Origin of the sequence: Gordonia sp. i37 (assembly GCF_002043085.1) — a bacterium.
GTDB lineage: Bacteria > Actinomycetota > Actinomycetes > Mycobacteriales > Mycobacteriaceae > Gordonia > Gordonia polyisoprenivorans.
In genome coordinates this window covers 11,537-31,086 of the sequence record NZ_MVPX01000477.1, presented here as the reverse complement: position 1 = coordinate 31,086, position 19,550 = coordinate 11,537, and the positions used below count along the sequence as shown (strand labels likewise).

The 19,550-nt window shown below is 63.8% G+C and carries 21 protein-coding genes; 16 read left to right on the top strand and 5 right to left on the bottom strand.

Annotation, left to right across the window (positions count from 1 at the left end; genetic code table 11):
- Positions 1-115 precede the first annotated feature (115 nt).
- The 4 genes from B1964_RS23310 to B1964_RS23295 all read left to right on the top strand — a co-directional run bounded on the left by B1964_RS23310 (position 116) and on the right by B1964_RS23295 (position 3,665).
- Entirely contained in the window at positions 116-493 is a 378-nt protein-coding gene (locus tag B1964_RS23310; protein WP_079931458.1) for a bifunctional 3-phenylpropionate/cinnamic acid dioxygenase ferredoxin subunit, read from the top strand.
- Positions 493-1,629 carry a VOC family protein gene (locus B1964_RS23305; protein ID WP_079931457.1) on the top strand — a complete coding sequence of 379 codons (1,137 nt, stop codon included), beginning with the start codon at positions 493-495 and terminating at the stop codon, positions 1,627-1,629. The genes B1964_RS23310 and B1964_RS23305 overlap by 1 nt, the downstream gene beginning before the upstream one ends.
- A 108-nt stretch (positions 1,630-1,737) precedes the next feature.
- On the top strand, positions 1,738-3,117 hold the full coding sequence (locus B1964_RS23300; protein WP_079931456.1) for an aromatic ring-hydroxylating dioxygenase subunit alpha: 1,380 nt from the start codon (positions 1,738-1,740) through the stop codon (positions 3,115-3,117).
- Complete coding sequence (locus tag B1964_RS23295) at positions 3,114-3,665, top strand: 3-phenylpropionate/cinnamic acid dioxygenase subunit beta (RefSeq protein ID WP_079931455.1); 552 nt, start codon at positions 3,114-3,116, stop codon at positions 3,663-3,665. Before B1964_RS23300 ends, B1964_RS23295 begins: the two co-directional genes overlap by 4 nt.
- Positions 3,666-3,756: 91 nt before the next feature.
- Here the strand turns inward: B1964_RS23295 and B1964_RS23290 are convergent, their stop codons facing one another.
- The 5 genes from B1964_RS23290 to B1964_RS23270 form a co-directional block, all read right to left on the bottom strand.
- Positions 3,757-4,380, bottom strand: coding sequence for a TetR/AcrR family transcriptional regulator (locus tag B1964_RS23290; protein WP_079931454.1), 624 nt, complete (start codon positions 4,378-4,380; stop codon positions 3,757-3,759).
- Between the two features lie 10 nt (positions 4,381-4,390).
- Positions 4,391-5,167, bottom strand: coding sequence for an IclR family transcriptional regulator (locus B1964_RS23285; RefSeq protein WP_253194147.1), 777 nt, complete (start codon positions 5,165-5,167; stop codon positions 4,391-4,393).
- Positions 5,168-5,438: 271 nt separating this feature from the next.
- Entirely contained in the window at positions 5,439-6,317 is an 879-nt protein-coding gene (locus B1964_RS23280) for an NAD(P)-binding domain-containing protein (RefSeq protein WP_172398941.1), read from the bottom strand.
- The gene (locus B1964_RS23275) at positions 6,317-7,060 is read right to left on the bottom strand and encodes a dienelactone hydrolase family protein (protein ID WP_079931460.1); all 744 of its coding nucleotides are present in this window, start codon (positions 7,058-7,060) and stop codon (positions 6,317-6,319) included. Before B1964_RS23275 ends, B1964_RS23280 begins: the two co-directional genes overlap by 1 nt.
- Before the next feature lie 71 nt (positions 7,061-7,131).
- Positions 7,132-8,139, bottom strand: coding sequence for an ABC transporter substrate-binding protein (locus B1964_RS23270; RefSeq protein ID WP_139765841.1), 1,008 nt, complete (start codon positions 8,137-8,139; stop codon positions 7,132-7,134).
- Positions 8,140-8,410: 271 nt separating this feature from the next.
- Here B1964_RS23270 and B1964_RS23265 point away from each other — a divergent pair, with 271 nt between their 5' ends.
- The 12 genes from B1964_RS23265 to B1964_RS23210 all read left to right on the top strand — a co-directional run bounded on the left by B1964_RS23265 (position 8,411) and on the right by B1964_RS23210 (position 19,388).
- Positions 8,411-9,145, top strand: a complete 735-nt coding sequence (locus B1964_RS23265) for an IclR family transcriptional regulator C-terminal domain-containing protein (RefSeq protein ID WP_079931450.1) — start codon at positions 8,411-8,413, stop codon at positions 9,143-9,145.
- A 217-nt stretch (positions 9,146-9,362) separates the two neighbouring features.
- A complete protein-coding gene (locus B1964_RS23260) occupies positions 9,363-10,592 on the top strand; it encodes an FAD-dependent monooxygenase (protein ID WP_216354274.1) in 1,230 nt (409 codons plus the stop codon).
- Between the two features lie 6 nt (positions 10,593-10,598).
- Positions 10,599-11,597 (top strand): dihydrodipicolinate synthase family protein, encoded by a 999-nt coding sequence (locus tag B1964_RS23255; RefSeq protein ID WP_079931448.1) that lies wholly within the window; start codon positions 10,599-10,601, stop codon positions 11,595-11,597.
- Positions 11,594-13,066 (top strand): aldehyde dehydrogenase family protein, encoded by a 1,473-nt coding sequence (locus B1964_RS23250; protein ID WP_172398940.1) that lies wholly within the window; start codon positions 11,594-11,596, stop codon positions 13,064-13,066. The genes B1964_RS23255 and B1964_RS23250 overlap by 4 nt, the downstream gene beginning before the upstream one ends.
- Positions 13,063-13,638 carry a cupin domain-containing protein gene (locus B1964_RS30760; protein WP_079931446.1) on the top strand — a complete coding sequence of 192 codons (576 nt, stop codon included), beginning with the start codon at positions 13,063-13,065 and terminating at the stop codon, positions 13,636-13,638. Before B1964_RS23250 ends, B1964_RS30760 begins: the two co-directional genes overlap by 4 nt.
- Positions 13,638-14,585 (top strand): hypothetical protein, encoded by a 948-nt coding sequence (locus B1964_RS23240; RefSeq protein ID WP_079931445.1) that lies wholly within the window; start codon positions 13,638-13,640, stop codon positions 14,583-14,585. The genes B1964_RS30760 and B1964_RS23240 overlap by 1 nt, the downstream gene beginning before the upstream one ends.
- Positions 14,566-15,099, top strand: a complete 534-nt coding sequence (locus tag B1964_RS23235; protein WP_079931444.1) for a 3-phenylpropionate/cinnamic acid dioxygenase subunit beta — start codon at positions 14,566-14,568, stop codon at positions 15,097-15,099. The genes B1964_RS23240 and B1964_RS23235 overlap by 20 nt, the downstream gene beginning before the upstream one ends.
- A 52-nt stretch (positions 15,100-15,151) precedes the next feature.
- Positions 15,152-16,618 (top strand): SRPBCC family protein, encoded by a 1,467-nt coding sequence (locus B1964_RS23230; RefSeq protein ID WP_079931443.1) that lies wholly within the window; start codon positions 15,152-15,154, stop codon positions 16,616-16,618.
- On the top strand, positions 16,615-17,325 hold the full coding sequence (locus B1964_RS23225; RefSeq protein ID WP_172398939.1) for an SDR family oxidoreductase: 711 nt from the start codon (positions 16,615-16,617) through the stop codon (positions 17,323-17,325). Before B1964_RS23230 ends, B1964_RS23225 begins: the two co-directional genes overlap by 4 nt.
- A gap of 70 nt (positions 17,326-17,395) precedes the next feature.
- Positions 17,396-18,637 (top strand): FAD-dependent oxidoreductase, encoded by a 1,242-nt coding sequence (locus B1964_RS23220; RefSeq protein WP_079931441.1) that lies wholly within the window; start codon positions 17,396-17,398, stop codon positions 18,635-18,637.
- On the top strand, positions 18,634-18,855 hold the full coding sequence (locus tag B1964_RS23215) for a ferredoxin (protein WP_079931440.1): 222 nt from the start codon (positions 18,634-18,636) through the stop codon (positions 18,853-18,855). The genes B1964_RS23220 and B1964_RS23215 overlap by 4 nt, the downstream gene beginning before the upstream one ends.
- The gene (locus tag B1964_RS23210) at positions 18,852-19,388 is read left to right on the top strand and encodes a VOC family protein (protein ID WP_079931439.1); all 537 of its coding nucleotides are present in this window, start codon (positions 18,852-18,854) and stop codon (positions 19,386-19,388) included. The genes B1964_RS23215 and B1964_RS23210 overlap by 4 nt, the downstream gene beginning before the upstream one ends.
- The last annotated feature ends 162 nt before the right edge of the window (positions 19,389-19,550 follow it).

The following is a 19,550-nucleotide window of genomic DNA, read 5'->3' as shown; positions in this document are numbered from 1 at the left end:
GCGCGAAAACCATTCCGGCGTACCGGCGACCGGAACGGGATGGAGATCCACATCACCCTCTGCGCATACTGTCACACCAACACGTGAGAGTGACTATCTGGCAGGAGGATTCGCGGTGACATGGACTCGAGTATGCGCGACGGGTGACGTCGACGAGGGCGAGGCATTCCGGGTGGAGACCGATCCGCCGATCGCGGTGTTCCGGGTCGAGGACGAGTTTTTCGCCATCGATGACACCTGTTCGCACGGTCAGTCATCGCTCGCCGACGGCTACATCGACGGATGCGAGGTGGAATGTGCTTGGCATTTCGGAAAATTCGACATCCGAACCGGCCGTGCAGTGTGCTTTCCGGCCTCGGTGGATCTCCGTACCCACGCGGTGCGCGTGGAGGGTTCTGACATTCTCGTCGACACCCCCGATGCCCTGCTCGCCGGGAATCTCAGCAACTCCTCGCATTCCTGCGGGGCAATCTCAGAATCAAAGGAGAAGTGATGTCAGGTCTGATTCCGGTGGATCGACTGTACTCGATCGGTGTGGTCGTCAACGATCTCTCCACTGCCGCAGCCCATTACGCCGAGATCTTCGGCATCGAGCAGTGGGACGTCCGCCGATTCGACGCCGGTCGAGTGAGCGCCTCCACGGTGAACGGCCGCCCCACGCAACCGTCCTTCGTCACCGCGACCGGTAGCACCACCGCATCCGGCGAGGGGCTGACGATGCTCGGCAATCCGATCGGACCGGTGACCTTCGAGCTGATCCAACCCCTCGACGGCGAAAGCGCCTTTCAGGAGCTACGATTCCGGCGTCGCCAGGGCGTGAGCCACCTGACGGTGAGTGTCGCCGACGCCGACGAGTACACCGCCATCGCCGACGCACTTGCGCAGCGCGGCTACGGCATCGCTGCCTCGCTGACCGTCGATGGGGTCGTGGATCGACACTTCGTCGACACCCGGGCCGCACTCGGCGGATATCTGATCGAGATCCAGGTACCGCGCAGTGCTGATGGCGCCGTCGCCGGAGCCCTTCCCGCGGTGGCCGTTGATGAACACTGGGATCTCTCGGCAACCACGACGCGCACAGCCGGACCGCTGGAGGTCTCCGGCGTCAACCACTTCGGGGTGGTCGTTCGCGACCTGATGGAAACGCTCAAGGGCTACGCCGAGCTGCTCGGCATCGACGAATGGAATGTTCGGGACTGGCGTACCGAACCCGGCGGCCGTGGTCTGGAGGGGTCGTTCTACCGCGGTGAGTCGGTGGAGCACGAGTACTTCACCGCGATGTCGACCGTCGCCGACTTCGGATTCGAGATCGTGCAGCCGACCTTCGGTCCGAGCCACTACAACCGCGAGTTCGGTGACCTCTACGGCGAGGGACTGCATCACATGTTGCTCACCATCACCGCCGACGGTCAGGAATGGGATGGCAACCAGCAGTGGCTCGAATCCGCTGATGTGCCACTGGCGATGGGCGCAGACCTGTTCGGTGGCGCCGGCGCGTTCTGCTACTACGACACCTTCGACAAACTCGGCGGATACCTCGTCGAAGCAGTCCTGATGAAGGGCATGCCCGAACCGCAGAATCTCGCACCCGACTACGTGATCGATTTCAGCACGGTGGCGGCCGGTTGAGCCGATGCGCATCCAAGCCGCGCCACCGGTGACTCCGTGTCGCCGACTCCGTGGCGCACAGTCACAGCCGCCGACCCCGGTGTCGCGGCCGAACAGAGGAGCAGCCCAATGAAGTTCGATGTATCCGATTACGTCGACGCCGAACGTGGTCTCATCCACGGCGAGATCTTCCACAGCCAGGAGATCTATGAAGCCGAGCTTGAGAACGTCTTTCGGCGGTCGTGGTCATTTCTGGCCCACGACAAGATGATTCCCAAGCCCGGGGACTTCATCCAGAACTACATCGGTGAGGATCCGGTCGTCATCGTCCGACAGAAGGATGGCTCGGTGAAGGCCTTCCTCAACCAGTGCCGCCACCGTGGGATGCGTATCTGTCGCGCCGACGAAGGCAACGCGAAGGCCTTCATGTGTTCGTTCCACGGATGGACATATGACCTCGCCGGCAACCTGATTCAGGTTCCGCATGAGGAGACCTCCTATCCCGGTGGTCTACGCAAAGAGGACTGGGGCCCGATCCAGGTTCCGTTGCTGCACAACTATCGTGGCTTCATTTTCGGTTGCTGGGACCCGACCGCGCCGTCGTTCGAGGAGTACCTCGGTGACATGGCGTGGTACGTCGACTCCTACTTCGATCGTTACGACGGTGGGCTGGAACCGGTTGCGCTGCACAAGTGGGTAATCGGCTGCAACTGGAAGTTCAACGCCGAGCAGGCCGCCAGTGACATGTCGCACGGCGAGACCACTCATGCCTCGGTCATCCAGGTGATGGCACTGCAGGATCGTGATGATTCCCGCGACGACGAGGCTGCGCCCAGCGTGGTCGACATGGGGCTCGCGGCGGTCGGTGGGGCGCAATACTCCGATCCGTACGGTCACGGGGCAGGATGGTTCAATCACGTGCGCTTCCAAGCGAATCCGAAGGTGTTGGACTGGGAGTTGACGCGCAAGGACGAGATCGTTTCGCGTATTGGTGAAGACCGGTTCATCAAGGTCCGTGGCCACGCGAACATCTTCCCCAATCTGATGATCCTGTCCAACGGCACCATCCGGCTCGCGCACCCGCGTGGCCCGAACGAATTCGAGATGTGGGCGTGGACCTTCGTTCCCGTCGACGCGCCGGAGGAGCTCAAGGAGACGATGCGCGTCGACGTGCTGCGGACGTTCAGTCCGGGCGGCATGTTCGAGCAGGACGATGCGGAGAACTGGTTGGAGGAGCAGCGCATCCTGCGTGGTCGAGTGGCCCGACAGAGCCCGCTGGCCTATACCGCGCACCTCGGTACCGAACGCAGTGACGTCGACGGCTACCCGGGTCGGACGGTGCCGCATTGCTACGCCGACCACGGCGCCCGCGGAATGTATCAGCATTGGTCGGATCTGATGTCGGGAGCATCGTGGTCGGAAATCGCCGAGATGAAAGCCCGCCGCGCCCAGCAGGGGTCTTCGTCGCAGACAAGTCCGGAGTCGGCAGGCAAGGGGGCGATGGCATGACCGCCTTGACCGACAATGCGACCTCCACCACAGCGGTGGACGTGGCGACTCAGCGAGACATCGAACAGTTCCTGTTCACCGAGGCCGATCTGCTCGATGACTGGAAGTTCCGGGAGTGGTTGACTCTTCTCGATTCGGAGGTTCACTATTGGGCCCCGGTGCGCGACAACCGGTTCTGGCGTGACCGTAAGAAGGAGATCGCCGCTCCGAGCGGTTCGGCGTACTTCGACGAGACCTTCGTCGACCTCCGTCAACGTGTTGATCGGATCTTCACCCAGATGGCGTGGGCGGAGAATCCGCCGTCACGCACCCGACATCTGCTCTCCAACATTCGCGTTCGCGAAACCGACGATCCGACCGCATGGGATGTGGAGTCGTCGTTCTACCTGCATCGAACTCGAACGGAGCGTGATCACGACTGGATCGTCGGAAAGCGCTACGACACGATCGTCCGCGCCGACAACGAGTGGGGCTTCGCGTTGCGCAAGCGGACAGTGCTCTTCGATGTCTCCACGCTGCTGATCAAGAATCTCAGCCAGTTCTACTGATCCGTGACACTCTGCCGGAGTGGCAATGAACCAGACCGGGGATGTCCGTGACGGACATCCCCGGTCTTGTTGTGCCGGCAACGGATCCGGATCAGTGTGATGACATCAGCGCCTGTGCCTGCGCGTGAGCGAGGATCGACGACAGGATGAAGTTCTGCAGATACACCCGGATACCGGTGTGGATGTCGATGTCGACGCTACCGGCGGTGATGACCATACCGTTGAGGAACACCAAATTCAGCGGCGCGATCTTGCGAGCGTAGTGGGCGGCGTCGTCGATACCGAGTTCGATGGCCACCGATTCGATGAACTGGGCCATGATCTCCGAGCCGCCGTCGGAGATCTGTCGAAGTAGTTGCTGCAGTTCGGTATCGGCCGGGGTCGAGTGCAACTGCACCGAGGCGATCAGCCGGAACAAGGACAGATTGGCGACGATGAGATCGGCTGAGGTGGTGTAGTGGGCGTTCATCCGCTCGCGTGCAGAACCGGTCAAATCGTCGGGCCTGGGCAAGGCGTCGAAGAAGTCTCCGACGCCTCGCTCGAGAACCGCCCGCAGGATTCCGGCCTTGTTCTTGAAGTGGTGATAGATGGAGCCGACCGGAACACCAGATGCCTCGCAGATCGCGACGATGGACACCTCGCTGTAGCCGCGGTCGCCGAACAACTGCTCTGCGGCGTCGAGTACCTGGTGGTAGGTGGTGCCCCGCGCATTCATGACGACTATTTTAGCCGGTGGTGGTCATGGTTCCGGGACCGAGCAGGCTCGGTGAGCGGGAGATGGCCGCTGCGGCCTGTTGCAGGGGCCGCACGAGGACGTCTCCGTTGCCCGCCGCGGCCGGGAATGCCACCGAGATGGCTGCCACCGGGGTGCCGTTGACCAGAACCGGAACCCCGACGCAGGCCAGACCGGCCGACGATTCTTCACGGTCGAGGGCGTGTCCGGAGTCGCGGATGATCGCGAGTTGGTCGATCACCTGCGCCGCGTTGAATAGCGAGCGGCGGGTCAGCCGGGGGATGGGCTGTTCGAGGACGGCGCCGAGTGCGGCATCGTCGGTGTGGGCGAGCATCGCCTTGCCAACGGCGGTGCAGACCGCGGGTAGCCGATTGCCGACCTTGGCCGGCGTCGGCACGCCCTTGCGGGTCGAGAGTTTTTCCAGGTAGACCACGTCGGACCCGCGCAATACAGCCAGGTGCAGGGTGTGGCCGGTGAATCGATGCAGTTCCTCGAGGTGTACCAGGGCGGCTTCGCGCAGCGCCGCCTCCGGTGGGAGTGCGCCGAGGCTGAACATGCGCAGACCGATGCGGTAACCGTCGTCCTGCTGCTCGAGGGCGCCGAGTTCGACAAGCATCGCCAGGACGCGGTGCACCGTTGATTTGGGCAATCCGCTGTGGCGGACGATCTGGGCGAGGGTCAGGATGCGTCGGCGTCGGTCGAAAGCGTTGAGGACGTCGAAGGCCTTCCAGAGCACAGAAGGCGCGGCGCCTGCATGGGGGGCGGCCACCGGCGACGGCGAGGTTAGGTCGGCAGTTCTGGGACTGGGCAGCGATAAGTCGACGCAACCCGTCGGTCTGGTTGTTTGCGTAGTCGTCACGAGGTACCTCCCGGGCTGATTAGAATGACTATTCTAATGTGACGCAGCTAATACTAGACCGCTTTTGTTGTGCGCGCAACGAACAGAATTCGCTTAACGCACGTTCCAGCGAACGACTGTGGAGAGGTGTCAGGAGTGCGCAACAACGACCCCGGTGGCTCTGTGAAGCCCAGGCCCCGAGTCAGCGGCGGGTGGCCTCGTCGACGAGGGCGGCACACGAGGCTGCAAGCGCGCGCAGCATCGGTGTGGCCACCCCGACGTCGGCCGCGAACTCGGTTGCCAGAGGTACGTCCTTTTGGAAGAGGTTGCTGCCCATCGCCGGCCACGTGGACCCGGTGTCGGGATTGAAGACTGATTCCCAGTACTGGGCTACGGGGCGGCTCGATCCGTAGCCCGTATCGCGGAGCATGTCGAGGAAATCGGTGGGGTCGACCCCCGCGGCGAGGCAGATATCGAGCAACTCGTGCACGAGGATGCGGTCGGCGGCTATCTGCAAGTTCTTGGCCATCTTGGTGACCGACCCGGCGCCGAGCGCCCCGAGATGGCGCACGTCGTCGGCGAGACCACGCAGATACGGGGTCAGCGCCGCCACGTCATCGTCGGCGCCGCCGACCAACATGGCGTAGGCGCCGGTGCGCACGGCCGACGGGATCTCGGTGGGACACGCATCGATCACGATGACATCGAGAGTGCTCAGGACTTCTGCCGCATAACGGACGGTGTCGGGGGTGACGGTGCTGTGAACGATCAGCGCTCGGAGTCCCGTCACATCGTTGGTCGGTGCGCCGGTGACAGACGTCCCGGTGATGAGGGTGTTGACGACATCGAGGACGTCGGCATCGGTGCGCACTATCAGCGAGATGATCTCGCAGCGCTCGGCGAGGGCGACGATGCTCTCGACCACCGGCAGGCCGGCTTCGGCCGCGGCGGTGCGCGCAGCAGGGTCGATGTCGAAGACGACCGGGCTGACGTCGTGGTCGGCCCATCGGGCGGCAAAGGCCCGCCCGATGGCGCCGAAACCCGCGATGCCGACGCGGCCATCAGCGATCGATTGCTTCATCAACTCAGTTTGTCGCCGAAGAAGGACTCGGCCTGACGCCATGCATCCACTGCGGCCTCGACGCAGTAGAAGGAACGATCGGTCGACATGAAGGCGTGACCGGCATTGTCGTAGAGCTGCACGACGATGTCCTTTCCGTTGTCGCGCAGCAACTTCTCGAACTCACTGATCTGTTGTGGACTCGGATGGGTGTCATTGTTGCCCGACATCGCCAGGATGGGTGCGCCGACCTCACCGAGCCGCTGGGCCAGCGGCGTGACGTCGACGGGAAAGTCCGCAGGCGGCTCAGCGACGATGAATGCACCATAGCAATCCACGACGGCCTGCAGATCGATCTCCATGGAGGCCATGACCGCCTGCCTTCCACCGGAGCAGAATCCGATACAACCGACCTTTCCGTTGGATGTCGGCAGATCTCGTAACCATCGAGCGGCACCGCGCAGATCGCCGATCAGGCGGTCGTCGGGGACTCCGCGTCGACCACGCGATGCGGCCGCGGCATCGGCGGCACTCGCACCCGGCGCATCGCGGTGATAGAGGTTGACGCAGATCGTGTCGTACCCCATTTCGGCGATTCGGCGAACCGCCTCCTTGGATTCGCGGTCATATCCGGCCATGTGGTGAATCATCATGACCCCGCCGCGCGGTCCGGGACGCAAGGGGCGGGCGGTGTAGGCCTCCACTAGGTCGTCGTCGGCGCCGCGAAGTCCTATGGTCTCGGAAAGCACTGCGTCATAGTTCATTTCACATAGCTCCTCATATCGCTTCACTTCTCGTGGATTGTCTCCGGCTGCACCGGCCGAACCGCCGAACCTCAGATGACCGCGGCGACCGCAGGCGCCGCGGCGTTGCGGGCGCCACCGTAGAGGTTGTCGATGAAGTCGGTGTCGTCGATGTCGCGGAGGTATCCGGTGTCCCAGATCTCCAGCGGGCCAATGAAGTTGCTCTCCGCATGGTGGAGGGTGTCGAGTTGATAGACATTCCAGATCGCGAGCGGATGTGGGTACGGCTTGGGGCTCAATGCCTGTGCCCAGTAGGCGCGCAGGTGGGCGATGTCGTCGGCGTCCTCGATGCCGATCAGCGGCGCAATGGTCGCTTCAAGGATGGCGCACGACTCGTCGGGACGGGTCTTGAGGAAGTGGATCGCCTCGATCATCGAACGCAGGAAGTCCCGTGTGAGCTCTTCATTTACCTTGACCCACTCCCGGTTTGCGCAAATGGTGGTGTTGTGGATGACCGGCATAGGCGGCAGATCGACGATGCGCAGACCACGCTTCTCGCCGAACTGGTCGAAAGGCACGTCGACGGCGGCCGCCGCAGCGTCGCCGTTGAGTACGGCCTCCACGGCGCGTCGTGCGACGCCGGTGCCCTGTTCGCGCCAGACATCGAAGGTGATGGTGTCGAGGTCGGCTCCGGCGATCTCGAGGGCCCGACGCAGGTTTCCGTAGACGCACGGAGCCGACGTGCTGACCACCACCGTTCTGCCACTGAGATCGGCCGGTGTGCGCACCGAGTCGTCGGCGATGAGACGATCATCCCAATCGTTCTGTGCCTGAGCCAGATAGACGAACCGCTTGTCGCCGCGCGATCGGTAGGCATAGGTGTCGTGGTGCAAACCGCTCATGAAGTCGTATTCGCCGGATAGTACCTTGGGGCCACGTTCGTTCATCTCGATTCTCGGTTGCCCGGGAACATCGGAGTTGGCGATGTGGGTGACGAGATCGAATCCATGTTTTTGGGTGACCCCGCTGTCTCGCCAGACGTAGCCGAGGGCCATGTGTGAGATGTCGCTGCACAACATGCGGACAGTAGTGGGACTCACCGGATGATCTCCTTGTGACGTGCGAATGGGTGCCTGATCACGGTGCGATGCGCGGCGCGTAGAGTCGAGTGGCTGTTCCGTTCAGCGGACTCGATTGCGCCATTGATAGACTCGTTGCGAGGATTGTGCATATCGAACGGTGTGGGCGCGTGGGGATATGCGAGTGTGGCTATCGGTTGTCTCGGCGAGGAGGCTGAAAACAGTGAGCTCGGAGTCGCCTGATCGGTCCGGGCCATACCCGGCGCCCGAATCATCCAGGCGGTCCGAGGCCATGGGCGGTCTCGCCAAGGGATTGGCGATCCTGGAGGCTTTTGATCGCGAGAACACCCAACTGACCGTCAGTGCGGCGGCCCGAGCCTCGGGGACCACGCCCGCTGCGGCCCGCCGGTGTCTGCTCACGCTGGTCGAGGCGGGATATCTGTCCCACGACGGCAAGTACTTTCGGCCCACACCGCGTGTGGTCCGATTGACTTCTGCGTACTGGAGTACCAGTACGCTCCCGACACTGGCACAGCCTTGTCTGGTGGCTGTCCGTGACGAACTGGGCGAGTCGGCGTCATTGGCCGTCGACGACGGGGTTGATTCGCTGTTTCTGGCACGCGCAGAATCCACCCGTATCGTTTCTGCCGGTGTGCGAGTGGGCGCGACGCTGCCGCTGTGGGCGTCGGCGACCGGCCGGGTCCTGCTTGCCGCGATGCCGTCGGCGCGGGTCGCAGACATCCTCGAGCGAAGCGAGCGGTTTCCGACCACGACGGCGACGATCGTCGACAATGACGCGCTGCTGCATCGGATTCGGCAAGCCCGTGAGTGCGGCTACGCCCACACCGACGAAGAGCTTGAGGTCGGCGTCCGCACGATCGCGGTGCCGGTCATCGACTCATCGTCGACGGTGCGTGCGGCGATGTCGGTAAGTTGCTTTGCCGCGCAGGTGTCGATGGAGCAACTCACCGGACCCTTCCTGGATGTCCTGCGCCGCGAGTCGGCGCGCCTGGGCAAGATGCTCTGAGGGCTTCATGATGGTCTACCGGAGGTGACAACCGGCCGCTGATCGGCGCTGTGGTGCGAGCAGTGTCGCAGAGGGACCCGGGCGGCGTTCCGTTCGCCGGAAGGCTTCGTTGATTCACCGATCGTCGTCTGGAAAGACTGTGCAGGGAAGTCGATGCGGTCACGCGAATATGCGGGCCGCAGTGAGACGCAGAGTCGCAACAGGCAAGGGGTCAGTGGTGCAGAACGGTCCACAACACACAGGTACTGGCGATCTTCGGGTCGCCGTCATCGGTGGCGGAATCGGCGGAATGGCGGCGGCCGGCGCGCTGTTGGCACGCGGTCTCGACGTCGAGGTCTACGAGCAGGCGCCGAAGCTGGCGGAGGTGGGCGCCGGGGTTCTCATCACCCCCAACAGTCTGCGATTCCTCGAGCGGATCGGACTGGGGCCGGCGCTGGCGGAAGTTGGCGCACGGATCTCCGACGGCTCCACCTACTACCGCGCTGACGGATCGGTCGTCGCCCCGATCCTGACCTCGGATTCTCAGGGGTGGAATGGCATGTACGGCATGCATCGAGCTGATCTTCTCGATGCGCTGGTGGAATCCTTTCCAGCACAACGCATTCACGCCGATTACCGGTGCGTGGGCTTCACCCAGGACGAGTCGGGTGCTCACGTGGAATTCGCCAACGGTGAACGCGCACACGCCGACGTGGTGATCGGCGCCGACGGTATCAACTCCACCCTGCAGCGGTACGTGGTCGAACCGTCGACTCCGGTCAACTCCGGTTCTATCGCATATCGCGGATTGATTCCTGCGCAACGGCTTCCGGAATGGAAGCAGGCGGCATCGCAGCTGTGGATGGGTGACCGCAAGCACTTTCTGGTGTATCCGGTCCGTCGTGGCGAACTGATCAACTACGTCGCATTCGTGCCCAGCACTCGCGAACTCGCCGAATCATGGTCGGCGCCGGGAGATCCCGATGAGCTGCGTCGATCCTTCGAAGGCTGGGATCCGGTGGTGACCGGACTCCTCGAACGGGTGGAGACGACCCACTGGTGGGGGCTCTACGACCGTGAACCACTGACCGAGTGGACCTCGGGTCGGTTGGCGTTGCTCGGTGACGCCGCCCATCCGATGCTGCCGCACCTCGGTCAGGGTGCCAATCAATCCATCGAAGATGCTGCGGCGCTAGGTGTTTTCCTCGATGGCTGCGGACCTGCGCACGCCGACATCGTTGACGCACTGGCCGGCTACGCGCAGGTGCGCCGGCCGCGGACAGGTGAGGTCCAGGCCGGCGCACGGGCCAACGGCCGCCGCTATGACTCCGAGTATCCCGATCTGACGACCCGTGACTCCGAGATCGTCGACTCGGTCACCTTCCGGCGCTGGCTCTACGACTTCGATGCCGAAGCCGTCGCTGCTGCCGCACGAGAGCGATTGCAGTCCAGCGGAATCGGGAGCTGAACACCGATGCGAGTAGACACCTCGGATATCCGTGGCGTGTTGGCCATCATCCCAACACCGGCGACTGCCAATGCCTCCGATCCCGCAGCGATCGATACCGTCGACCACACCGAAACCGCCCGAGCGGTGTCAGCGCTCATTGACGACGGCGTCGATGCGATCATGGCCAACGGCACTCTTGGGGAGGGGGCGACACTCACCTTCGACGAGCACCGTGATTTCGCCGCCACCGTGATCGAGACCGCCGCCGGACGAGTCCCGGTCTTCATAGGTGCGACCACACTGAATACTCGCGATACCATCACGCGAGCAAAGCTATTCGCTGATATGGGGGCGTCGGGACTGTTGCTCGGACGACCGATGTGGTCGCCGTGCGACGACACCGCGACGGTCGGGTTCTATTCCGATGTGGCGCGAGCCGTCGACGATCTCGCGATCGTGATCTATGACAATCCGGTGTCCTTTCGCGGTCGGATCTCCACCCAGGCCTATGCCCAGCTCGCGCAGATCCCGCAGATCGTTGCCACCAAGTATCCGATGATGGGCCCCTCTTTCGTCGCCGACCTCGCAGCCACCGAAGGCACGATGGCGATCTTGCCGGTCGAGCGTGACTGGCCGACCGCCTGGCGTCTCAGCGAAGGCACCGTGCAGGCCTGCTGGAGTGGCAGTGCGTCGTGTGGGCCGGCCCCGGCGGTCGCGCTCCGTGAGGCCGTTTCAGCGGCCGATGCCGGCCGGATCGACGAGATCGGCGCGCAGTATCAGCATGCGGCACAAACCTTTTTCCCCAACGGCAGCTTCGAACTGTTCTCCAGATACAACGTGCAGTTGGAGAAGATCCGCATCAACGAGGCCGGATACATCGCCGCCGGCCCGGCTCGACCGCCCTACACCGCATGCCCGGACGACTACGCCGAGGGCGCCCGCGAGTCGGGCCGGCGATTGGCGCAGATGCATCGTCTGCACAGCACCGACGCGGGTGCGGTCAACGCGGGGAGTGTGCAGTGACGGCCGGATCGGTGGTCACCGACACGCTAGTGGGACACCTCATCGGCGGTCGGTGGCGCAGTAGCGGACCGACCACCGAGGTTACCGACCCCGGCCGGATCGATGATGTCGTCGGAGTGATCGCCGATGCCGATGCCGACGTCGTCGACGCCGCGGTGGCCTCTGCGGTGGCCGCGAGCCACGGTTGGGAACAGTTGGCCACCGAGGATCGGGTAGCGGCCCTGGCACGCGGGGTAGCCGCCGCGCATGCGCTGGCGCCGTCCTTGGCGACCCTCCTGGTGCGCGAGAACGGTGCCCTCTACGCCGAAGCGAGCACCGATATCGCTCGCGGTCTGGCGTTGGCCACCGACACGCTCCTGCGGGCGCCGCGATTTCTGGCCGACACCGTGCGTGTCGACGAGTCGTCATCGCTGGTGATCGCGCGTGATCCGGTGGGCCCGACGGCACTGATCGTCCCGTGGAACTCGCCGATGGTGTTGGCATTGAGCAAGGTGGCGCCGGCGTTGGTGGCCGGAAACACTGTGGTGGTCAAACCGTCGCCGCTGGCACCGCTGGCCCTGAGCCGGCTGCTCGGCGCGATCGCTGCCGAACTACCCGACGGCGTCCTCAACATCGTCAACGGCGATGCGGCAGGGGCGATGCTCACCGCACATCGCGACATCCGCGCGGTCTCGTTCACCGGGGGTACCGACACCGGACGCAAGGTCGCCGCCGCGGCGGCGGGGACCGTGAAACGCGTCGGATTGGAGCTGGGCGGCAACGACCCGGCACTCATCCTCGACGACGCCGACATCGACGAACTCGTCGACCGACTGTGTCGTGGGGTGTTCACCCGCGCCGGTCAGATCTGTTTCGGCGTCAAGCGCATCTACGTCGCGCGGACGCGCGCAACCGAACTCGTCGAAGCGATGACCGGTTGGCTCGAGAAATGTGTGGTCGGCCATGGTTTGGATGAGGGCGTGGTTTTCGGGCCGCTGATCTCCGCGGCGCAACGCGCTCGCGTGATCACACTCGTGGACTCCGCTGAACGCAGCGGTGCGACGATTCACCGCGGAGGCCGGTACACCGCAGCCGATCTCGAGAGCCGCGGCCACTACCTGCTGCCCACGGTGGTCACCGGCATCAGCGCCGACCATCCGCTGGTGGTCACCGAGCAATTCGGTCCGGCCATCCCGATCATCGCCTACGACAGCGTTGATGACGCCGTCATGTTGGCCAACGACAGCGAGTACGGGCTGGCGTCATCGGTGTGGAGCACCGACCAGGATCGGGCGATGGCGGTGGCCCGTCGTGTGTCTGCCGGCTGCGGATTCATCAACTCCCACAACGTGTGGTCGCTGTCGTTCGACATGCCTTTCGGTGGTGTGAAACAGAGCGGCATCGGACGCGAACGCGCTGACTGCGGTCTCGCGGAGTTCGTTGAGGAGCACGCCATCCGTTCGTCGAAGCCGACCCAGGAGGCCCGATGACCACGCAGCGCAGCACCACTGACAAGACCGAGGCGATCAGCGCTGCGGTCGCTCTCGCCGAGTTCCGTGCCGACATCGCAATCCAACGAACCCCTCTGCCCCGAGTGAACTCCGACGACTCCTATCTGGTGCGAGCCGAAGATGTGGCCTGGTACACCCCGTCGGGCACGAATCCGGCCCGGCTGGGTCCTGTGCTCGCATCGCCGATGAAGACCTTTGAACTGTTCCTCCAGGAGTTCGGTCCGGGGGAGTCCTCGGATATGCAGCAGCATCATCACGAGGCCGTCCACGTGGTGGTGTCGGGTCACGGGCACTCCGAGATCGAAGACGCGGTAGTTGCCTGGGGCCCAGGGGATTTCATCTGCGTGCCAACGATGCACTGGCATCGGCATTACAACGACAGCGCTGATGAGGGGGTGCGGATGCTGTTGGTCGAGAACTCTCGGCTGCTGGACTCACTCGGCCTGAACTACCGGGTGTCGGCGGGCTTTGTCACCTGGGATGAGCACCGGCGCACTCTGCAGGATGATCAGCAGCGTAGTGGGCGCGCGCCGATGTCGAAGGGTTACTGATGGACACCGGTCTCGAGCGCAGCGCCGATCGCGCCTATCTGTGTCTGTCACACAGCCCGTTCATGACGTTGCCCGGCAACGAGTCTGCCGGGCCGATCTATCGGAGAGCAGTCGAGCAGGCCAAGGCGTTCATCGCAGACTTCGGTCCCGATGTGGTGGTCCTGTTCGCCCCGGACCACATGAATCTGTTGAACAGTATCCGGCCGCCGTTCACCGGGGTGATCTCAGGAAAGACGCTCGCGGAGTTCGACATTCCCGAGTGCGAATTGGACATCTCACCGCTCGCCGCCGATCTGTACGCCCGCACTGTGGCCGCCGATGTCGATCTCGCCGTTGCGGAGGGAGTGTCGGTCGATCATGGGATGGGTCTGACCCTGATGCAATTGTTCACCCGACCCGACGCGGTGTCGCTGATCCCGATTGTCATCAATGCCATTGGCTTTCCACTGTTCCCGGTGCGGCGTGCAGCGCACGTCGGTGCGGTGATCGGCGAACTGCTCGCCGAGCGGGACGACAAGGTCCTGTTCGTGGGCACCGGCGGACTGAGTCACAACCCGCCGTTCCCCGAACCTGCTCCCGGCGCCCGCAGATTCGATGCAGATCAGCGACGAGAATCGATTGCCGGAGCGCTGACCTATCTCGATGAGCAATGGGATCGCAGCATCCTCGACGCGATGACCCGGGCCGATCTCGGGTGGTCTCATGATCTCACCCAAGACGAGCTCGATCGTCGCGGTGGTGGCGCCAATGAGATTCGGACCTGGGCTGCGGCGTGGGCTGCGGCTGGAAATGCCAAGGCAGATTTCACTTCCTACGAATTGGTCGAGCCGTGGATCACCGGCATGGGTGTGGCGTACGGGGTCGGCACCCCACGTCGCAGCTTCTCCGATGCCCGGCCCGGTACCGCGACGAGCGAAAGGCGATCCGATGACACTTGCCTCCACTGATCTGAGCGAACTGCGTGGTCTGCAGTTCGATGTCGAGCAGTTCCTGTATGAAGAGGCCGATCTACTCGACGAGCGGCGGTACCTCGAATGGCTCGATCTCCTCCATGAGGACATCAGCTATCAGATCCCACTGCGCCGCAACATCTCTGCCGAAACACCGGAGCGAGAGTTCACCCGCGCGGGCCACGACGCCATGTGGTTCGACGAGGACAAGACGACCCTGACGATGCGTGTGCGCCAACTCGCCACCGGCGAGCATTGGGCCGAGGAGCCGGTGTCGCGGGTCACGCACCTCATTTCCAATGTGCGGTTGGTGCAGGTGACCTCCGAGGACATCGAGGTCACCTCCCGATTCGTCGTCACCCGCAACCGGGTCGACACCGAAACCGATACCTTCATCGGTCGTCGGCGTGACGTGCTCGTGCGCCGCGATGATCGATGGCTGATCCGGCAACGTGTGGTCCACCTCGACCAGAGCGTACTCCTGGCCAAAAGCCTCACCATCTTCTTCTGACTCCCACCGCCGGCATTCCCAGCGCCGGCGCACGCGACGAAAGGTCCGCGCCATGATCACCCAGCCCGATCGCACCCAGGCAGATCACACACCTCCCGACCTCTCCGCCCTCGTTGATGTCGAGAACGGCATCATCAGTCGGCAGATCTTCGTCGATGAGTCGATCTTCGCGATGGAGATGAAGAATCTCTTCGGCCGCGCTTGGTTGTTCGTCGGCCACGAGTCGCAGATCCCCCATCCCGGAGACTATTTCACCTCGCGGATGGGCACCGACGCGGTCTTGATGACGCGAGGAACCGATGACCAGGTGTACGTTCTGCTCAACTCCTGTCGACATCGGGGTATGAAGGTCTGTCGATATGACGAGGGCAACACGATGACCTTCACCTGCCCGTATCATGGTTGGTCGTATTCGATCGACGGTGAAATCGTCGACACGCCAGGCGATCTCTTCGGGGTACCACAGTTCGGTGGCGCCTACGGGCGTAAGCTCCGACGCGAGGACTGGGGTTTGGTGCGTCCCGGTCGGGTGGAGAATTATCGCGGCCTGATCTTTGCCACCTGGGACGCCGGCGCCCCCGACTTCGCCGACTACGTCGGTACTTTTGTGCATTGGTTGAACAATCTTGCCGACAGTATGGCGGGGGTGCGAGCGGGTGCCGAAACCATTGCCGGCGTGCAACGGTGGCGGGTGCCGGCAAACTGGAAGTTTGTCGCCGAGAACTTTCTGGGCGACTCCTATCACGCCGACACCACACATTCGAGCGTGGAGACCGTCGGTATCGGGCCTGCCGGCCCGGGCGGGACCCGGCACGGGACCGGCCCCGACGCGCTCGCCGCGCGCCGCGCGAAGTTCCAGCGGTCGGTGTCCTATCCGCTGCTCGGTCACGGTGCGTGCGATTCCCCCGACGAGGTGCGGCCGTCGCCGACGTTCACCGATCGTCCGGAGCTGACCGAGTACTTCGCCGAGATGAACGCGCGTAAGCAAGAGATTCGACGCGAGCAGGGTGCTCCGCCGGGGGCCAATGGCCCGGCCACCCTGTTTCCGTCGATGTCGTTTCACGCGTTGGGCTTTCCCAAGTCGATTCTGGTGGCGCACCCGGTCTCGCCATGGGAGACCGAGATGTGGCGCTGGTATGTGGTGGACAAGGACATGCGTGCCGATGCCCGTGAGTGGTTGCGGCACTACTATTTGCGGTACTCCGGTCCCGGCGGTATGACCGAGCAGGACGATATGGAGAACTGGGATTATGCGACCAATGCCAGCCGCGGAACCCAGGCGCAGACCTTCGACTACAACTATGCCCAGGGCATCGGAATGACCACCCCGTGCTCCCTCGACGGCGCCGTCGAGTCCACACACTGGTCCACCGAGGAAAACGCTCGCAACTTCTATGCACGGTGGGCCCGGATCACCAGTGGTGAGAGCTGGGCGGATCTGATGACCGAGCCGACGACGCCGAACACGATCGGAAATGGCACGATTGCGCAGTCCCCGAGCGCGAGGGCCGGGGTGTGACCGAGACTGCCGCGCAACGCACCGCGCTGGTCACAGGCGCGGGGGCGGGGATAGGCGCAGCGGTGGCGCAACGGTTGGGTGCCGATGGCTATCGGGTGGTCGCGCTCGATCTGCATTATCCCGACGACGGCGCGCACTCGGGTGTGAGCAGAGTGGTCGGCGACATTGCGCAGCCCATGGACTGTGTGCGAGCTGTCGAGATTGCCGGTGCGCGAATCGATCTGGTGGTTCATGCGGCAGCGGTGCGTCCGGCGGGATCGCTCGCCGACACCGATCCCTCGCAATGGGAGCACTGCTTGCACGTCAATGTCACAGGGGCGGCCACCGTGCTCAACGCCGCAATGCACGGGCTCGGTGCGGGATCATGCGTCATCAATGTCGCGTCGGCGGCCGCCTACGGCAAGGCCGAGCTCGGCGCGTACGGCGCGTCCAAAGCGGCGTTGATCAGCTTCTCACGCACTGCGGCAATCGAATTGGCCGATCACGGGATTCGTGTGAACGTCGTCCTCCCCGGAGCGACCGAGACCGCCATGTTGGCCCAGGCGCGTCACGCGATCTCGACGTCGGCGCAGGGCGAATCGCCGCGGAATTTCGGTGGCCGCGTCCTTGATCCACGGGCGGTGGCCGACAGCGTTGTCGCATTGACCGCTGCGGAATGGGTGACCGGCGCGGTCATCCCGGTCGGCCTGTTGCCGTGGCAGTGGTGAGCACCGAATCGCTCGGCGTGGATGCGCCGACCGTCACGACCGAGGAAGCCTACGACAGAAGGACGAGAACATGCAGACCGTGGTGATCGTCGGCGCATCGCTGGCCGGCACACGTGCAGCAGAAACGTTGCGCGACGAAGGATTTGATGGCTCGATAGTGCTCGTCGGCGCCGAAGAGCATCTGCCGTACGACAGGCCGCCGCTATCCAAGCAATATCTCAGTGGCGAGTGGTCGGTCGAGCGTCTTGCACTGATCGGTGACGGTGAACTCGCCGATCTCGGCATCGAGACCCGCATGGCCACCGCTGCGGTCGGAGTCGATTCGGGTGCACACCTCGTGCTCCTCGACGACGGGTCGACTCTGCCCTATGACGGTTTGGTGATCGCCACGGGTGCACGACCTCGGATGATTCCGGGGCTGGTCGCCGACGGAACCCGCCTACACACCATTCGTAGCCTCGACGATTCCCGTCGACTCGCCGAGCACGTTCGCAGTGGCCGGGTCCTCGGCGTGATCGGCGGCGGCTTCCTCGGTTCCGAGGTGGCTTCGGTGGCCGCCGAGAACGGCGCCGACGTCGTGGTGATCGAACGTGCCTCGACGCCGATGGGAGACGTCCTCGGTGCGCAGGTCGGTGCAGACATGGCAGAGCTGATGCGGGAAAAGGGGGTACGTCTGCGAACCGGGGTATCGGTGAGCGGAGTGTCCATTCCCGCGGTCGGCTCGAGCGGTTCGGTGGATATCGCCTTGGCCGATGGGAGTTCGGAGTCGGTCGATGCCGCACTCATCGCGATCGGTGCGGTACCCAACATCGAATGGCTGGCAAATTCGGGTCTGCAGATCGAGGACGGTCTGGTCTGTGATCGCACTCTGTTTGCCGGCGACTCCATCGTCGGCGCCGGCGACGTGGTTCGCATCCGGTTGATCGACGGCACCATCGCCCGACGTTCCGAACATTGGACCAGCGCAGCCGAACAGGGGCAGCGTGCCGCGCACAATCTGCTCGCAGGTCGCGACGCCGCAACCGAATTCGACAGTGTGCCCTATGTGTGGTCCGATCAATTCGGCGTGCGCATCGAGACCTTCGGCCGACCTCGTCCCGATGATGAGATAGAGCGTTTTGCGGTCGCCGCGGACGCACCGGCGGGTGTGTACCTGCATCGGCGTGACGGCCTGGTCACCGGGTGTATCGGACTTGCAGCCACCCGCAGCATCGTCGGCCTGCGGCGACACGTGCACAAGGGCGGCTCCCTCGACGATGCAGCCGAGGTCCTTGGTGCGGCGGTACCCAGTGCGATGGGGTCGGCACGATGAGGATCGAGGTCGATCGCGGAGCGTGCCTGGCCTATGGCAATTGTGTGGCTGCCGCTCCTGACGTGTACGACTTGCCCGACGCCAAGGTCGAGATCTTGATCTCCGAGCCGGTCGGTGAGCAAGCGATAGCCGCGCGTAAAGGCGCCAAACGGTGTCCGGCGCAAGCACTCGTCATCGTCGATGACGAGCAAGATCGAATCAACGAGGAGAAAAGATGAGTGCCGAACTGCAGCCCCTGGGTCTTCCCAACTACTCTGTCGGACCGCTCTTTCAGGTCGCTCGCGTCACGCGGGACCTGCGCAGGACCGTCGACGGCATGCTTCGGCTGGGGATCGGTCCCTGGGCGGTCTACACCGTCGACGAATCGAACCTGACCGGATACACCTACCGGGGTCGGGTCGAGAAGTCGTCGACGATCCTGATGGCGCTGTGCCGGATCGGTGAGATGACCTATGAGGTCATCGAGCCGGTCAAAGGTCTCTCGATCTATCAGGATTTCCTCGACGAGCGCGGTGAAGGTATCCAGCACTTGTGTTTTGACGCTCGGGGCGATCTATTCGATTCGGCGGTGACGACTTTGCAGGCCGACGGATACTCGCTGCTGCAAACCGGTACCTACATGGAGCAACTCAGATTTGCCTACTTCGGTACCGAGGAAGATCTCGGTACGGTGATGGAGATCGCCGACATTCCCGAGAACTTCGTCTTCGGTGCCCCGGACTTTGTGCTGGGTGATCCGACCGCCCCTTGACCCCGGGCCGAGACAACCAGTCCGACAACCCGTGCGATACCCCATACTGCGAAACGTTGATCCCACAGTGCCGCACGCCCCATGGTGGCCGAGAGATCGTAGGACGCGGATCGGGGCAGGATATCGGCCGCGAGGAGGGGTGCTGTTGAGGTGTTCACCGTG

Excerpts from the sequence above, each read along its gene's own strand:
- B1964_RS23255 (WP_079931448.1), top strand. The coding sequence starts at position 10,599 with ATGCGAGTAGACACCTCGGATATCCGTGGCGTGTTGGCCATCATCCCA.
- B1964_RS23265 (WP_079931450.1), top strand. The coding sequence starts at position 8,411 with ATGGGCGGTCTCGCCAAGGGATTGGCGATCCTGGAGGCTTTTGATCGC.
- B1964_RS23290 (WP_079931454.1), bottom strand. The coding sequence starts at position 4,380 with ATGAATGCGCGGGGCACCACCTACCACCAGGTACTCGACGCCGCAGAG.
- B1964_RS23215 (WP_079931440.1), top strand. The coding sequence starts at position 18,634 with ATGAGGATCGAGGTCGATCGCGGAGCGTGCCTGGCCTATGGCAATTGT.
- B1964_RS30760 (WP_079931446.1), top strand. The coding sequence starts at position 13,063 with ATGACCACGCAGCGCAGCACCACTGACAAGACCGAGGCGATCAGCGCT.
- B1964_RS23280 (WP_172398941.1), bottom strand. The coding sequence starts at position 6,317 with ATGAAGCAATCGATCGCTGATGGCCGCGTCGGCATCGCGGGTTTCGGC.
- B1964_RS23240 (WP_079931445.1), top strand. The coding sequence starts at position 13,638 with ATGGACACCGGTCTCGAGCGCAGCGCCGATCGCGCCTATCTGTGTCTG.
- B1964_RS23305 (WP_079931457.1), top strand. The coding sequence starts at position 493 with ATGTCAGGTCTGATTCCGGTGGATCGACTGTACTCGATCGGTGTGGTC.
- B1964_RS23235 (WP_079931444.1), top strand. The coding sequence starts at position 14,566 with ATGACACTTGCCTCCACTGATCTGAGCGAACTGCGTGGTCTGCAGTTC.
- B1964_RS23295 (WP_079931455.1), top strand. The coding sequence starts at position 3,114 with ATGACCGCCTTGACCGACAATGCGACCTCCACCACAGCGGTGGACGTG.
- B1964_RS23230 (WP_079931443.1), top strand. The coding sequence starts at position 15,152 with ATGATCACCCAGCCCGATCGCACCCAGGCAGATCACACACCTCCCGAC.
- B1964_RS23210 (WP_079931439.1), top strand. The coding sequence starts at position 18,852 with ATGAGTGCCGAACTGCAGCCCCTGGGTCTTCCCAACTACTCTGTCGGA.
- B1964_RS23220 (WP_079931441.1), top strand. The coding sequence starts at position 17,396 with ATGCAGACCGTGGTGATCGTCGGCGCATCGCTGGCCGGCACACGTGCA.
- B1964_RS23300 (WP_079931456.1), top strand. The coding sequence starts at position 1,738 with ATGAAGTTCGATGTATCCGATTACGTCGACGCCGAACGTGGTCTCATC.
- B1964_RS23275 (WP_079931460.1), bottom strand. The coding sequence starts at position 7,060 with ATGAACTATGACGCAGTGCTTTCCGAGACCATAGGACTTCGCGGCGCC.